The sequence below is a fragment of the Pseudomonas sp. DF5 genome (assembly GCF_058148225.1).
In genome coordinates this window covers 24,800-40,132 of record NZ_JBYVYM010000004.1, presented here as the reverse complement: position 1 = coordinate 40,132, position 15,333 = coordinate 24,800, and the positions used below count along the sequence as shown (strand labels likewise).

Here is a 15,333-nt window from a genome sequence, read left to right as displayed (position 1 = left end):
GGCCGAATGCGGCTGACACGAGACACCCCGCGAGCATGACTGGCGATAACTCCGTGGCGAGGGAGCTTGCTCCCGCTCGGCTGCGTAGCAGTCGCAAATAGGCTTGTTGGGCATTTCCTGAATAAATGCAGCCTGGTTTTGGGGTTGCTGCGCAACCCAGCGGGAGCAAGCTCCCTCGCCACAGGGTTTGTGCTAGCCTCTGGGGTGATGCTTGGCATGCAGATCCTGCAAGCGCGCCCGGGCGACGTGAGTATAGATCTGGGTGGTGGAGAGATCGCTGTGGCCGAGCAACATTTGCACCACTCGAAGGTCGGCGCCGTGGTTGAGCAGGTGCGTGGCGAAGGCATGACGCAGGGTATGCGGCGACAGCGACTTGCCAATCCCGGCAACCTTGGCCTGGTGCTTGATGCGGTGCCAGAAGGTCTGGCGGGTCATCTGCTCACCGCGCTGGCTGGGGAACAGCACATCGCTGGGACGCCCGCCCAGCAACTCGCCACGGGCATCGCGCATGTAGCGCTCGACCCAGACAATCGCCTCCTCGCCCATCGGCACCAGCCGCTCCTTGCTGCCCTTGCCCATCACCCGCAGCACGCCTTGGCGCAGGTTGACCTGCTCCAGCGTCAGGCTGATCAGCTCCGTCACCCGCAAGCCACACGCATAAAGCACCTCAAGCATGGCGCGATCACGCTGACCGATGGCCTCGCTCAGGTCCGGAGCGGCCAGCAAGGCTTCCACATCGGCTTCCGACAAGGATTTAGGCAATGGCCTACCCAGCTGCGGCATATCCACGCGCAGGGTCGGATCGACGGCAATCAGCTTTTCCCGCAGTAAATAGCGATAAAAACCACGCACACCGGAAAGGAATCGCGCCGTAGAACGGGGTTTGTAGTTTTGCTCCAGGCGCCAGGCCAGGTGATCGAGGATCAACTCGCGCCCGGCGTTGATCAGCTCCAGGCCCTTCTCCTGCAACCAGCCGTTAAACAAAGCCAGGTCGCTGCGATAGGCATCGCGGGTGTTATCGGAAAGGCCTTTCTCCAGCCACAGGGCGTCGAGGAACTGGTCTATCAGGGGATGATCGATGGCAGGCATGGGAGCTCAGAACTGGCGGACAAAAGGCCGCAAAAATGAAGAGTCTTGCATAACACGTTGAAGGTGACACATGAAATTCGGGCACAAAAAAAGCATCCCTTACGGGATGCTTTTTTTTGAGTAGACGCTCAGCTCATTACCGGGCCGGTTCGTTCTGCCCCAGGATCAGCTTGCCATCCTTGTCGACCGGAATCTGATTGCCCGGATCGCGATCCATCCGCACTTTGCCTTCCTTGCCGTCCAGCGAATAACGAACGTCGTAGCCTACGACCTTGTCGCTGATGTCATTGACCGTGTTACAGCGAGTCTGAGTCGTGGTGTAGGTGTCACGCTCCTGCATGCCTTCCTGCACCTTGTTACCCGCATAACCGCCGCCGACCGCACCGGCCACTGTGGCGATTTTCTTGCCTGTACCGCCGCCGATCTGGTTGCCCAACAGGCCACCAGCCAGGGCGCCGACCACCGTACCGGCGATCTGGTGTTGGTCTTTCACCGGCGCTTGCCGGGTCACCGTAACGTCCTTGCACACTTCACGTGGAGTCTTGATTTGTGTCTTGACCGGTTCAACGGCCAGCACTTGTGCATACTCAGGGCCGCTTTTAACCAGTTTGTAGGTGGCAACAGCACCACCGGCAGTCACACCGACAGCACCCAATACCGCACCAACCAGCAACGACTTGTTCACATGAACCTCCTGGCTATAACAGACGGGACAAACCCGCGCTTCTCCCAGCCTTGGAGCATAAAAAAAGGCGCGAGTTCAACACTCGCGCCTTCTCGGCTTGCAGCAGGAAAACGATAACCGTTATGGACGGTCGTCGACTTCCTTCTCGCTCGTTGCCACAGGAATCAGGTCTTCGCTGTTCAGGTTCAGCCAGATCAGCACCACGTTCGCGATGTAGATCGAGGAGTAAGTACCCGCCAGAACACCGATGAACAGGGCAATGGAGAAACCGAACAGGTTGTCGCCACCGAAGAACAACAGGGCCGCGATCGCCAGCAAGGTGGAGATCGACGTCGCCATGGTCCGCAGCAGGGTTTGCGTGGTCGAGATGTTGATGTTCTCGATCAGGCTGGCCTTGCGCAGGACGCGGAAGTTCTCACGAACCCGGTCGAATACCACGATGGTGTCGTTGAGCGAGTAACCGATGATCGCCAGCACCGCCGCCAGCACCGTCAGGTCGAAGGTGATCTGGAAAAACGACAGGATACCGACGGTCACGATCACGTCGTGGATCAAGGACACGATCGCGCCGACCGCAAACTTCCACTGAAAGCGGAAAGCCAGGTAGATCAGGATGCCGCCCAGCGCCATCAGCATGCCGAGGCCGCCCTGATCGCGCAGCTCTTCACCGACCTGCGGGCCGACGAACTCGACACGCTTGACCTGAGCCGGGTTGTCGCCGCCGACTTTCTGCAGCGCTTCAGCCACCTGGTGACCCAGTTGCGGGTCTTCGCCAGGCATGCGCACCAGAAGATCGGTGGTCGCACCGAAGTTCTGCACGATGGCTTCGTGATAACCGGCTGTAGCCAGTTGCTCACGCACCTTGGTGACATCGGCCGGACGCTCGTAGGTCAGCTCGATGAGCGTACCGCCGGTGAAGTCCAGGCCCCAGTTCATGCCCTTATGAAAGACACTGAACATTGCCAGCGCGGTAAGGAACAATGTGACGCCGAACGCAAAGTTGCGAACGCCCATGAAGTTGATTGTACGTAACATGGCAGCCCCTTAAATCCACAACTTCTTGAAGTCACGACCGCCGAAGATCAGGTTGACCATCGCGCGGGTCACCATGATGGCCGTGAACATCGAGGTAAAGATCCCGAGGGACATGGTCACGGCGAAACCTTTGACCGGGCCGGTGCCCATGGCAAAGAGAATCCCGCCCACCAACAAGGTTGTCAGGTTGGCGTCGAGAATCGCGGTGAATGCCCGGCCGAAGCCTTCGTTGATTGCCCGTTGTACAGTCATGCCGGCCGCGATCTCTTCACGTATCCGCGAGAAGATCAGTACGTTGGCGTCGACCGCCATACCCATGGTCAATACGATACCGGCGATACCTGGCAGGGTCAGCGTTGCACCCAGCAGCGACATCAAGGCCAGCAGCATCACCATGTTCACTGCCAGCGCAACGGTGGCGATGAGGCCGAAGAAGCGGTAGATGGCCATGATGAACAGCGAGACAAACAGCATGCCCCACAACGATGCATCGATACCTTTGGTGATGTTGTCGGCACCCAGGCTTGGGCCAATGGTGCGCTCTTCAGCGAAGTACATTGGAGCCGCCAGACCACCGGCACGCAGCAGCAGCGCCAGCTCGGACGATTCGCCCTGGCCGTTCAGGCCAGTGATACGGAACTGGGCACCCAGCGGCGACTGGATGGTCGCCAGGCTGATGATCTTCTTCTCTTCCTTGAACGTCTGGACCGGCACGTCTTTCTCAACGCCGTTGACCACTTGCTTGACGTAAGTGGTGACCGGACGCTGTTCGATGAAGATCACCGCCATGCTGCGACCGACGTTGCTGCGAGTCGCACGACTCATCAGCTCGCCACCGTGACCATCCAGACGGATGTTCACTTCTGGCGTACCGTGCTCGCCGAAGCCGGCCTTGGCGTCAGTCACCTGGTCACCGGTGATGATCAGGCCACGCTCGATCAGAGCCGGAGGACGCTTGCCTTCACGGAACTCGAATTCCTCGGAAGTGGCTTTCGAAGCGCCAGGCTCAGCCGCCAGACGGAACTCCAGGTTGGCCGTCTTGCCGAGGATACGCTTGGCTTCTGCGGTGTCTTGCACGCCCGGCAGCTCAACCACGATGCGGTTGGCGCCCTGGCGCTGAACGATAGGTTCGGCAACACCCAGCTCGTTGACGCGGTTACGTACCGTGGTCAAGTTCTGCTTGATGGAGTATTCGCGGATTTCCGCCAGCTTGGCCGGGGTCATCGCCAGACGCAGTACCGGTTGGCCATTGAGGTCGGCCGGAACAATGTCGAAATCGTTGAAGTTCTTGCGGATCAGCGCACGGGCCTGTTCGCGGGAGTCTTCATCTGTGAAGCCCAGCTGAATGGCACCGCCCAGTTGCGGCAGGCTGCGATAGCGCAGTTTCTCTTTGCGCAACAGGCTCTTCACATCGCCTTCGTAGACTTTCAGGCGTGCGTCGAGGGCTTTGTCCATGTCCACTTCCAGCAGGAAGTGCACACCACCGGACAAGTCCAGACCCAGCTTCATCGGGTGCGCGCCCAGGCTGCGCAGCCATTGCGGGGTGGTTTGCGCCAGGTTCAGTGCAACGACGTAGTCATCGCCCAATGCCTTGCGCACAACGTCTTTGGCTGGCAACTGGTCTTCAGCCTTGACCAGGCGAATCAGACCGCCCTTGCCGTTTGCCGCCAGCGTGGCCGCCTTGACGTTGATCCCGGATTCCTTGAGCGCGGTGCTCACACGGTCCAGATCAGCCTGATTGACTTGCAGCGCAGTGCTTGCACCGCTGACCTGAATGGCCGGGTCGTCAGGATATAGATTGGGAGCGGAATAAATCAGACCGACCGCCAGCACCGCCAGGATCAGAATGTATTTCCACAGAGGGTATTTGTTCAGCATCACGCCGCCCGCTTATGACGCGGGGCGCCTTGCGCGCCCCGTCGATTGAGTAGAAGTTGTAACTTAGATCGCTTTGAGCGTGCCTTTTGGCAGCGTGGCGGCGATGGCGCCTTTCTGGAACTTCATTTCAACGGTATCGGACACTTCCAGAACCACGAAGTCGTCGGACACTTTGGTGATTTTGCCGGCGATACCACCGGTGGTCACAACTTCGTCACCTTTTTGCAGGCTGCTCAGCAGGTTCTTCTGCTCTTTGGCGCGCTTGGCCTGTGGACGCCAGATCATCAGGTAGAAGATGACCAGGAAACCGACCAGGAAAATCCACTCAAAGCCGCCGCCCATCGGGCCTGCCGCAGGTGCAGCAGCGTCAGCCATGGCATTAGAGATAAAAAAGCTCATTTAGCACTCCAGTTGCAAATGTTGAATCTTGGGGTCAGAAAACTCAGTCCAAAGGCGGAACAGGCAACCCGCGTTTGGCGTAGAAGGCATCGACAAAGGCGGCCAATGTACCCTGTTGAATAGCCTCGCGCAAACCAGCCATAAGCACTTGATAATGGCGCAAGTTATGGATGGTATTGAGCATGCTTCCCAGCATTTCGCCGCACTTGTCCAGGTGATGCAGATAAGCGCGGGAGAAGTTCTGGCAGGTATAGCAATCGCAGGTCGGATCCAGCGGCGAATCATCATGGCGATGGAACGCGTTACGGATCTTCAGCACGCCTGTATCAATGAACAGATGCCCGTTGCGGGCATTACGGGTTGGCATCACGCAATCGAACATGTCCACACCGCGGCGCACACCCTCAACCAGATCTTCCGGTTTGCCAACGCCCATAAGGTAACGAGGTTTGTCAGCCGGCATCTGACCCGGCAGGTAATCGAGCACCTTGATCATCTCGTGCTTGGGCTCGCCCACCGACAGACCGCCGATGGCCAGGCCGTCGAAGCCGATCTTGTCGAGGCCTTCCAGCGAACGCATGCGCAGATCCTGGTGCATGCCGCCCTGCACGATGCCGAACAACGCCGCGGTGTTGTCGCCATGGGCGTTTTTCGAACGCTGAGCCCAGCGCAACGACAGCTCCATCGATACGCGAGCGACGTCTTCGTCGGCCGGGTACGGGGTGCATTCGTCGAAAATCATCACAATGTCGGAGCCCAGGTCACGCTGGACCTGCATCGACTCTTCCGGGCCCATGAACACTTTGGCGCCGTCGACCGGAGAGGCGAAGGTCACGCCCTCCTCCTTGATCTTGCGCATGGCGCCCAGGCTGAACACCTGGAAACCGCCGGAGTCGGTCAGGATCGGGCCTTTCCACTGCATGAAATCGTGCAGGTCGCCGTGCTTCTTGATCACTTCGGTGCCAGGACGCAGCCACAAGTGGAAAGTGTTGCCCAGAATGATTTCCGCGCCGGTGGCGACGATATCCCGCGGCAGCATGCCCTTGACAGTACCGTACGTGCCCACCGGCATGAACGCCGGGGTCTCGACGGTACCGCGTGGGAAGGTCAGGCGACCACGACGCGCCTTGCCGTCAGTAGCAAGCAACTCAAACGACATACGACTTTGGCGACTCATTCTTTGTCCTCGGGGCCACGTGGTGCGGGATTACGGGTGATAAACATCGCATCACCGTAGCTGAAAAAGCGGTATTCGTTGTCGACGGCGGCTTTATAGGCGGCCATGGTCTCGGGATAACCGGCGAACGCCGAAACCAGCATCAACAGCGTGGATTCAGGCAGATGGAAGTTGGTGACCAGGGCATCGACCACATGAAACGGCCGGCCCGGGTAGATAAAGATATCGGTGTCGCCACTGAACGGCTTGAGCACGCCATCACGCGCGGCGCTTTCCAGGGAACGCACGCTGGTGGTCCCCACGGCCACCACACGACCGCCGCGAGCGCGGCAGGCCGCAACGGCATCGACCACGTCCTGGCCGACTTCCAGCCATTCGCTGTGCATGTGGTGATCTTCGATCTTCTCCACGCGCACCGGCTGGAACGTGCCCGCGCCGACGTGCAAGGTCACGAATGCGGTCTCGATGCCCTTGGCGGCAATCGCCTCCATCAGCGGCTGATCAAAATGCAGCCCCGCCGTCGGCGCCGCCACCGCGCCCAGGCGCTGGGCGTACACCGTCTGATAACGCTCGCGGTCCGAGCCTTCATCCGGGCGGTCTATATAAGGAGGCAACGGCATGTGCCCGACACGGTCGAGCAGCGGCAACACCTCTTCGGCAAACTTAAGCTCGAACAACGCATCGTGACGCGCCAACATCTCGGCCTCGCCACCGCCGTCGATCAAAATCTTCGAGCCGGGCTTGGGCGACTTGCTGGAGCGCACATGGGCCAGCACGCGATGACTGTCGAGCACCCGCTCCACCAGAATTTCCAGCTTGCCGCCGGAAGCTTTCTGGCCAAACAGCCGCGCCGGAATCACCCGGGTATTGTTGAACACCATCAAATCGCCTGGGCGCAAATGCTCAAGCAAATCAGTGAATTGACGGTGTGCCAGGGCGCCGCTGACCCCATCCAGGGTCAACAGGCGACTACCGCGACGCTCGGCCAAAGGATGGCGAGCAATCAGCGAATCAGGGAGCTCGAAGGTAAAGTCAGCAACGCGCATGATGGGGTTCGTCTAGCAGGGCCGGGAAGTCTAGCGGAAATATCAAAAATTCTCCATGTACCTGATTGACCAGCGGTATTCACCTCTCTATACTTCGCCGCCATTGAGCCCTGATGGCGGAATTGGTAGACGCGGCGGATTCAAAATCCGTTTTCGAAAGGAGTGGGAGTTCGAGTCTCCCTCGGGGCACCACATAGCAGTATCTGAGAGTCTCTACCAGCCTCTCAGACCCAGAGAAACCGGCCACTTGGCCGGTTTTTTTGTGCCTGTCTGTCTACCCCTGTCTCCCCTTATCCGTTGTATCCCTGTATCCCTGCTTGTATCCTGAGAAAAATACCGAACTTTGGGATACAAGGATGAAGCGCGCAGACATCAAGCGCCGCCCTCTCGCTGACACGACACTTGCGGGATTGGAGCCGGAATCAAAGGAATACCGGGAGCTGGACGGAAACGGCCTCTACTTCAGGGTTAAACCTGATGGTGGTAAATCCTGGCAGCTTCGCTACAAACGTCCGGCGGGCAATTGGGCTTGGATGGGGCTGGGGGGTTACCCGGAAGTAAGTGGTGCGTTGGCACGGGACAAAGCTGCCGAACTACGCAAGATAGTTAGCAGTGGCGCCGACCCTCTTGAACAGAAGCGCTCTGCCAAAGCAGCCATTGATGCTGCCAGGACTCGGACCTTTCGAGCGGCGGCTGAAGCTTGGCTCAAGGCCAAAGAAGAAAAGGGCCTCGCCCCTTCCACTCTTAACAAAATCCGCACTTACCTCGATAAAGACATACTCCCGGCGCTGGGGGATAAGCCCCTCGACGAAATTACCCGTACCGACTGCGCAGAACTCCAAGCATCCCTTGAAGCCCGAGATGCACACAACGTGGCGGAAAAATGCCGCACTTGGATCAATCAGATCTTCGGCCGAGCAATCGGTTTAGGTCTCACCGAAAACGACCCGGGCAGCCGCCTGCGCGATATTGCAGCTCAAGCCCCGAAGACTCAGCAGCATCCACATTTGCTGGAGCCTGAGCTGGCAGAGTTCCTCCAGGCACTCAAAAACACCCCCAGCAGGTTAACGGCCCGGACTGCAGCATGGCTCTGCATTTGGACCGCATCTCGACCGGGCATGGTTCGCTTAGCTGAATGGAAAGAGTTCGACCTTGATAAAGCGATTTGGACGACACCTGCCGCCAAGATGAAGATGCGTAGAGATTTTGTGTGTCCGCTCCCTAAGCAAGCGCTTGCCGCTCTCAAAGAGCTCCATTGCCTAACCGGGCGCAGTAGATGGCTTTTTCCCGGAGTTGGTTCTAAGAATCCAACCATTAGCGAAAACACCATCAACAAAGTCTTCGCGACGATTGGCTACAAAGGTCGCTTGGTTGGCCATGGCACTCGCCATACTGCTAGCACTCTCCTTAGAGAACACGGCTGGCCTAAAGAGCATGTCGAAGCGCAGCTGGCTCATAAAGAAGAGGGAATCTCTGGGATTTACAACAAGGCTCAATACCTTGAGCACAGGGTGAAAATGATGCAGTGGTATGCAGATCACCTTGATGCGTTAGCAAGTGAAAAAGTGATCAATGGCAAGTTCGGGAAAGCGGTATGACTGCGCATATCCGTACCCCCTTCAAAATCCATGTTACCGGTGTTACTCGTGTAACGACCGCCCCAAAACGCCCGAATTCATTGGCTTTAGCGCCCGTTACACCCCTGCGCGACCTTCCGTACACTCGATGTAACGCACCTCTGATGTGTAACGCCAGAACAATCCCCTCGCTTGCTGCGGGCCGACGCTCGGCACACTTGGCGAGAGCGCAAATCTCGCTGGCTTCGCCTGCACGACGCAGGGCGTGGGATAAAGCGTTACACGTTGAGAGCTATTGGCAATGATTGATAATCACCCAATCCTGCACTCAGCGTTAACCGCTGGCCTGATCCAGTATCTCTCAGGGCAACCGCTCTACGAGTTCTGCAATGAACAGCTCACTGACGTGTGCGAGCTGATCAATCAGTGTTGCTTGCGCATTCAGACCGGCGACATCGACGGCGATCTCAGCAGTATGTGCATCCAGACAACAATGCACGAAGAGACAATTTTTCAATACGCCTCAACTGACAACAGAGCCCGTCTTGCACATTGGGTTCGCCAGTACAGCAAGTGCCACTCGGCTTCGGAACGCGAGGCGCATGCCGCCTACATCATGGCCTGCGCAGTGAAGGCGCTGGGAGCTTTGGCCGATTGGATGCGTGACGCCGATAAGGCGGCTTGGTCGCATGTTGCTGAACCTCCGACCGACTGGCCATGGGATCTCTATCGTCAGTGTGTGGAGATGCAGGTCGATCCCAACGAACGTATCCAGGCACTAGACCAGTATGTTCTTTATCTGGAGCCCATCACTTCCCTGCCTTGCTTGATCAACGATGAGCTACTCCCCATCGCGGACAGCGCAATCAAGAACGCCATCCGTTGCAAAGGGGGCATCATCAGCGGCATGGAGCGCAATAAAGACATCGTTGCCCGCGACGCTGCAATCATTCATCAGGGGCGGCACTACTTGGCGAGCGGAATGCCTGAAAGGAACATTGCCACAGCGGTGCATGCCTGGCTAAAACGGGAAGTGGCTAAACCGCCAAAGCAGCGCCTTGGCTGGATCACACTCGAAACAGAAAAGGCGCTATCGCGTAAATCCGTTGACACCATCCTCAAACGAAATTTCGTGCTGTAAACCAAAATTTCAATTGGAAGTGAACTGCTCACCGCCGACCAATCTCTAGACCATTGCTCTCGTTGTCCAAATCAATCGAGAGCAATACCTATGAACACCTCTGTCACCGATTTTTCCCGCAAGACACCCTCCACCTCCCCTTCACTTTTTGATGCCGCTTCGACCTTAATCCGCATGCGCGAGGTGGAGGGCATCGTGGGCATGAAGCGCTCGACCATCTACAAACTGATGCAGCGCACCGACTGCGGCTTCCCCCAGCCCGTCAAACTGAGCAACAGCAATGCCCGTGGCGCTCCTGTTGCCTGGGTTCTTTCTGAAGTTCAAGCGTGGGCACGCAGCCGCATCGAGGCGCGTGATCAGGTGGCAGCATGAAGCGCAATTACAACCCGTTCAAAGACCCCTTTCACGACACCTACGCCATCGGGTTCCGTCTCTATCTCTCCGGCGCGATCAACTGGCGGCACCGCACTATCGCGGGCGTAAGCTGGAACGGAAATGATCAGGAAGCGTTCTTTCTCAGTCCTGATGGCTTTGCCCTACCGCTGAAAGCTAATCCATGGGAACTGCCAGAGCTGATTCGCCGAAACGCAGTACGCAGAGAGTTTTCCAGCGTTCATGGCACCGGTCATTTCGCCATGAAAGCGGGTCGCCTGACCTCGCTGAAGTCCCTTGGTATGAGCGACTGGGTCACCTACTGGCTGGTTGATCAATCGGCTGGTTACGCGAACGATCCGGCGGTATGGCAACGCATCACTGAAGAGGATCTCGCTGTGGAAAAGGCCGCTACCGAACGCCTTCACCGTGACATGCGATTGACCTCCGATCTGACCGGCTATGTAGATGAATGCCTCGCACAGCGCCGTGAGCTGTTGGCTGTAAAACACCGCCGACGCTGCGCCGAAGACAGCAAGATTTTGACCTGGCTCAAAGGCGAAACACCGATGCCACTTTTTGCCAACGTGCAGGAGGCAGCATGAATCGCCAGATCGCAGAGAAAGCTTTGATGCACCCGTTTTCAGTGCTACGCCGGATCGGGTTTTCACCTCGCCTCATGCAGCGCCTTGAGCGCTACCGCAGCCAGCAGGACAAACAAGGGCGTGTCGTCAGCGTACTCAGCTGGGCCGATGGCACCTGGTGCGCCCTCTCCCTCCACTGCGAAAAGATCGGAGCCGTGGTCGTCGACGAAGGCCAGCAAACGCAAGCCTACGAAGACGCCCACTCCATGCTCAGCGGTGGCTTCCTGCCCCTCCTTTCCCTGCGCTGGGAAGCCCATGCCTGAAACGAAAACGCCTCCGGGGGCGATCCGGAGGCGCTGAGGTAAATCTACATGCACGAACAATTTATGCCGCACCTGAAAAATCCGCAAGCCATCAGCGCAGTTGCACTTTCAAAAAACGGACGTTACTCTCTGGCCGTCGCTGCAAAATCAGCGACCGGGTTTGGCGACCCGAGTTTAAGAAGGCGCACAGGCGCCCCCATCTCGATTGCAGGCGCTTTTTTTGTGCCCGCATTCCTGCTTTATGGCGGCTGTGCGTGGGAGACCTTCGGGTCTGCCGGGTTCCTTCTTACCCGGTTCGCCAACCTGCGCACAGCTGCCACCCCAATTCGTTTGGCGACGAATCGTGGCAGTTCCTACTTAAGAAGGAGCTCCACCTATGCACGCCCTCAATCCGTCCAAAATTCGCGCCGCTGCACACCGTGCAATGGCTCTCGCCGCTTTACACGCCAATTCCAGTCTCGCTACACGTCTCTCCCGCTACAACGCTCACATGGCCAAAGCCCGCGCGCTCGAAACCGCAGGCGGTGCCCAATGAACAATGCCCTGAGTTTTGCCCTGCCCGAAGATCTGCTCTGCGTTAATCCAACCGCGGAAGCCGGTGTGCCCATCGACGCCATCACTTGCGCCATTGACCGCGCCGACTCCGTACTGACGCTGCTCGAGGATCACTTCGAAAACGAATCCTCGCGCCTCGCCAATCACATCATTGCCGCCGTTCTTTGGGACGTGCGAGGCACCCTCGGCCTGATCAAGACGCTCGCATTGCACGGCGACACCACCTCGACCCCTGCTGCGCATAAAGGCGGTGCACGATGAGTACGTCCACCACGCTGGGCCACGCCACCTTTTCACGCGTCAACACTACCGACCTGAAGCTGTTTCGGGTCAATGCCGGTGTTCCGGTCGAGGATGCACTGGAGATGGTTTCGCAGCTTCAGCATCACGCCAATCAGCTCAACCTCGACGCCGCCATGAGCGACCACGGCGAGCGTTTCAGTTGGCCAGCCCTGTACCTCGGTGAAATGGCCAAGGCGCTGATCGATGACATCAACGACGCGCTGTTTCTGCCGAGGGCTGACGCATGAGCCAACGACCGAACAGCACCGCAAAACGTCCAAGCTTTGCCGACGTGAAGGCCGCCGCGCTGAAAGACATTGATCGTGTCCTGTCGCACTGGCTGCCGAACGGCAAGCGCGTGGACGGTGGCAAGGAATACACCGCCCCGAATCCGACTCGCAGCGACAAGCGCGCCGGTTCGCTCAAGGTCAGTTTGAGCAAGGGCACGTGGTCCGACTTCGCCACCGGCGACAAGGGCGGTGACCTGATCGATCTGGTGCGCTATCTGGACGGCGGCACTGACGTCGAAGCCTGCAACAAACTGGCTGACTTACTGAATGTCTCGCCCGGCGCCGCTCAGTCGAAGGCAGCTCCCAGCAAGACCAAAACACCGCAGTGGAACGCCATCCAGCCGATCCCGCCCGAGGCCATGAATAAGTGCCCGGCCAAGCACCGGGAACACGGCGCTCCGTCCAAAGTGTGGATCTACCGCGATGCACAGGGCCAGCCACTCATGGCGCTCTACCGCTTCGACCTCGGCCCCGATGAAGACGGCAAGCCGAAGAAGGTCTTTGCACCACTGACGTGGTGTCAGCGCGCCGACAGCCAAACCAAGCAATGGCGCTGGCAGGGTCTACCAGAGCCGCGCCCTGTGCTGCGCCTTGATGAGCTGACTCAGCGCGGTGATGCACCGGTTGTTCTCTGCGAAGGCGAGAAGGCTGCCGACGCCGCCGCCGAACTGTTGCCCGGTTACGTGGCCACCTGCTGGCCGAATGGTTCCAACTCCTGGCACAAAGCCAACCTGACACCACTCCAAGGGCGCGACGTGCTGGTGTGGCCGGACAACGACAACAGCGGCAAAGCCTGCATGGAGACTGTGGCCGACAAGCTGCGCGAAATCGGCGCCGCCTCTGTTCGGGTCATCGCGTTGGACGTGTTCACACGCAAGCCCACGCTGAAGAACGAGCGCGCCGTCTTCGCCAAAGGTGGTCAATGGGACGACGGCGACGATGCGGCCGATGCGCTCGCCAAAGGCTGGACAGCCGCTCATATCGCCGAGCTGGAAAGCAACGGCGAACTGTTCAGTTTGCCTGTGGAAAAGTCGGCGACGGAACCGACCGAAGCCAAGCCGGAAGCGAAGACGAAACCAGCGGCCAAGCGCCCGACGAAATCGAAAAATGACTTGATGCCCGGTGGCTTTCGCCTGACTCCCGAAGGGGTGTTTTATGCCGGCGACGACGGCGAGGCGCGCCCGGTGTGTTCGCCTCTGGAAATCCTCGCTCGTACCCGTGATGAGAAAGGCCACAACTGGGGTCTGTTGGTCGAATTCGACGATCCAGACGGCACCAAGAAGCGCTGGAACATCCCGGCGCGCACTATGACCGGCGACTTCGGCAAGGACGTTCTCGGCCCGTTGGTGGACATGGGCCTACGCCTCGCCGGTAGCCGCTCAGGACGCAATGCGCGCAACGACCTGCAGAGTTACCTCGGCGGCTTCGACAGTGCGCAACGGGCGCGGCTGGTCACCCGCTTGGGTTGGCATGACAGCGCCTTTCTACTGCCCGAGCTGCAGGTCGGCACGCACAGCGAACACTTGCATTTCTATGAGGCTGGTGCGCAGCTTCCCCCCATCAGCGAAGCGGGCACGCTCGAACAATGGCAACAGCAGATCGGCGCGCTGTGTATCGGCAACCATCGTTTGGCGTTTGTCGTCGGCGTGGCGTTCGCAGGCCCGCTGCTGCACATGCTCGGCCATGAGTCGGGCGGCTTTCACCTGTACGGCGACAGCTCCGGCGGCAAGACCACTCACCTGCAAGTTGCCGCCTCGATCTACGGCGGACCGCGTCTGGTGCGTTCGTGGCGCTCCACCGACAACGCACTGGAATCCATCGCCGCTGCGCATTCCGACGGTCTCCTGGTACTGGACGAAATCGGCATGTGCGATGCGCGCATCATCGGCGAGACGGTGTACATGCTCGGTAACGGCACCGGCAAGGCCCGCGCCAACGACCGGGGCCAAGCAGGCCGACAGGTGCAGGAGTGGCGGCTGCTGTTTCTCTCCACTGGCGAGAAGACGCTGGCCCAGCACATGGCCGAAGCGAACAAGGAGCTGAAAGCGGGTATGGAGGTGCGCATGCTCGCCGTACCGGCCGATGCCAGCAAAGGCCTCGGCATGTTCGACACGCTCAACGGCTTTGAAGACGCCGCAGCACTGTCCGACGCGCTCAAGGCACGGGTGGCGAACTACTACGGCACACCACTCACTGCCTTCCTGACGGCGCTGTGCGAACCCGGCAAGCGTCACGGCTGGTCGTCCATCCTGCGCCACACGCTGGAAGGTTTTATCGCCAAGTCGCTCCCGGCGTCCGCCAGCGGACAGGCACACCGTGCTGCTGCTCGCTTCGGCCTCGCGGCTGCAGCTGGCGAGCTGGCCACCGCGATGGGCATCACCGGCTGGCCGGACGGGACCGCCACTACCGCCGCCCGTGTGTGTTTGAACGCGTGGTTAAACGAACGCGGCGGCGCCGGCAACTTCGAGGGCGATGCGATCTTGGCACGGCTGCGCCAGGTCATTGAGCGCTTCGGCGAAAGCCGCTTCACCCGCTGGGAATCGGCGGCGGCGAAGATCGACGAGCACGGCCCGCGCACCATCGACCGCCTCGGCTTTCGCAAGACGCTGGAGCACGGCATGGGCGACACCATGCACACCACCAACACCTACTACGTGTTGCCCGAGGCATGGCGCTCCGAGATCTTCCGGGGCATGAACATCAACGCAGTGAACAAGGAACTGTTGCAGCGCGGCGTGCTGGAGCCAGGCAGCGACGGTAAGGCGTCGAGTCTGGTCCGGTTGCCCGGCCTCGGTCCGCAACGCTGTTACATCGTGAAGACGATTCCGGGAACGGATGAGAGCGAGGCTCGGGCTGCCTGAGGGCATCTCTGCTGATCGAGGTAGCGCCGGCTCATTCCC

Annotated in this window: 15 protein-coding genes and 1 tRNA gene; 9 read left to right on the top strand and 7 right to left on the bottom strand. The window is 59.2% G+C overall.

What is annotated here, in order from left to right; genetic code table 11:
- Positions 1-192: 192 nt before the first annotated feature.
- The 7 genes from xerD to queA all read right to left on the bottom strand — a co-directional run bounded on the left by xerD (position 193) and on the right by queA (position 7,309).
- Positions 193-1,089, bottom strand: a complete 897-nt coding sequence (gene xerD, locus AC30D7_RS05085; protein ID WP_007934017.1) for a site-specific tyrosine recombinase XerD — start codon at positions 1,087-1,089, stop codon at positions 193-195.
- A gap of 136 nt (positions 1,090-1,225) precedes the next feature.
- Positions 1,226-1,774 (bottom strand): glycine zipper 2TM domain-containing protein, encoded by a 549-nt coding sequence (locus AC30D7_RS05080; protein WP_018926705.1) that lies wholly within the window; start codon positions 1,772-1,774, stop codon positions 1,226-1,228.
- Positions 1,775-1,894: 120 nt separating this feature from the next.
- On the bottom strand, positions 1,895-2,809 hold the full coding sequence (gene secF / locus AC30D7_RS05075) for a protein translocase subunit SecF (protein WP_018926706.1): 915 nt from the start codon (positions 2,807-2,809) through the stop codon (positions 1,895-1,897).
- 9 nt (positions 2,810-2,818) lie between these two features.
- Entirely contained in the window at positions 2,819-4,687 is a 1,869-nt protein-coding gene (gene secD / locus AC30D7_RS05070) for a protein translocase subunit SecD (RefSeq protein ID WP_018926707.1), read from the bottom strand.
- A 63-nt stretch (positions 4,688-4,750) separates the two neighbouring features.
- Positions 4,751-5,086, bottom strand: coding sequence for a preprotein translocase subunit YajC (gene yajC, locus AC30D7_RS05065; protein ID WP_007934009.1), 336 nt, complete (start codon positions 5,084-5,086; stop codon positions 4,751-4,753).
- Positions 5,087-5,129: 43 nt separating this feature from the next.
- A complete protein-coding gene (gene tgt / locus AC30D7_RS05060; protein WP_019651852.1) occupies positions 5,130-6,245 on the bottom strand; it encodes a tRNA guanosine(34) transglycosylase Tgt in 1,116 nt (371 codons plus the stop codon).
- 14 nt (positions 6,246-6,259) lie between these two features.
- A complete protein-coding gene (gene queA / locus AC30D7_RS05055; RefSeq protein ID WP_428633979.1) occupies positions 6,260-7,309 on the bottom strand; it encodes a tRNA preQ1(34) S-adenosylmethionine ribosyltransferase-isomerase QueA in 1,050 nt (349 codons plus the stop codon).
- A gap of 107 nt (positions 7,310-7,416) precedes the next feature.
- On the opposite strand from queA, the gene AC30D7_RS05050 reads away from it, so the two are divergent.
- The 9 genes from AC30D7_RS05050 (at position 7,417) to AC30D7_RS05010 (ending at position 15,294) form a co-directional block, all read left to right on the top strand.
- Positions 7,417-7,501: transfer RNA gene (locus AC30D7_RS05050), tRNA-Leu, on the top strand.
- Between the two features lie 164 nt (positions 7,502-7,665).
- On the top strand, positions 7,666-8,907 hold the full coding sequence (locus AC30D7_RS05045) for a tyrosine-type recombinase/integrase (RefSeq protein WP_490133307.1): 1,242 nt from the start codon (positions 7,666-7,668) through the stop codon (positions 8,905-8,907).
- Positions 8,908-9,187: 280 nt separating this feature from the next.
- Positions 9,188-10,027: a hypothetical protein gene (locus AC30D7_RS05040; RefSeq protein WP_490133306.1), complete on the top strand. Its 840-nt coding sequence runs from the start codon at positions 9,188-9,190 to the stop codon at positions 10,025-10,027.
- Between the two features lie 90 nt (positions 10,028-10,117).
- A complete protein-coding gene (locus AC30D7_RS05035; protein WP_490133305.1) occupies positions 10,118-10,399 on the top strand; it encodes a helix-turn-helix transcriptional regulator in 282 nt (93 codons plus the stop codon).
- A complete protein-coding gene (locus AC30D7_RS05030; protein WP_490133304.1) occupies positions 10,396-11,004 on the top strand; it encodes a hypothetical protein in 609 nt (202 codons plus the stop codon). Before AC30D7_RS05035 ends, AC30D7_RS05030 begins: the two co-directional genes overlap by 4 nt.
- Positions 11,001-11,306, top strand: coding sequence for a hypothetical protein (locus AC30D7_RS05025; RefSeq protein WP_490133303.1), 306 nt, complete (start codon positions 11,001-11,003; stop codon positions 11,304-11,306). Before AC30D7_RS05030 ends, AC30D7_RS05025 begins: the two co-directional genes overlap by 4 nt.
- Positions 11,307-11,837: 531 nt before the next feature.
- On the top strand, positions 11,838-12,122 hold the full coding sequence (locus AC30D7_RS05020; RefSeq protein ID WP_490133302.1) for a hypothetical protein: 285 nt from the start codon (positions 11,838-11,840) through the stop codon (positions 12,120-12,122).
- The gene (locus AC30D7_RS05015; protein ID WP_490133301.1) at positions 12,119-12,391 is read left to right on the top strand and encodes a DUF3077 domain-containing protein; all 273 of its coding nucleotides are present in this window, start codon (positions 12,119-12,121) and stop codon (positions 12,389-12,391) included. Before AC30D7_RS05020 ends, AC30D7_RS05015 begins: the two co-directional genes overlap by 4 nt.
- Positions 12,388-15,294 (top strand): DUF927 domain-containing protein, encoded by a 2,907-nt coding sequence (locus AC30D7_RS05010; RefSeq protein ID WP_490133300.1) that lies wholly within the window; start codon positions 12,388-12,390, stop codon positions 15,292-15,294. The genes AC30D7_RS05015 and AC30D7_RS05010 overlap by 4 nt, the downstream gene beginning before the upstream one ends.
- Positions 15,295-15,333: the final 39 nt, after the last annotated feature.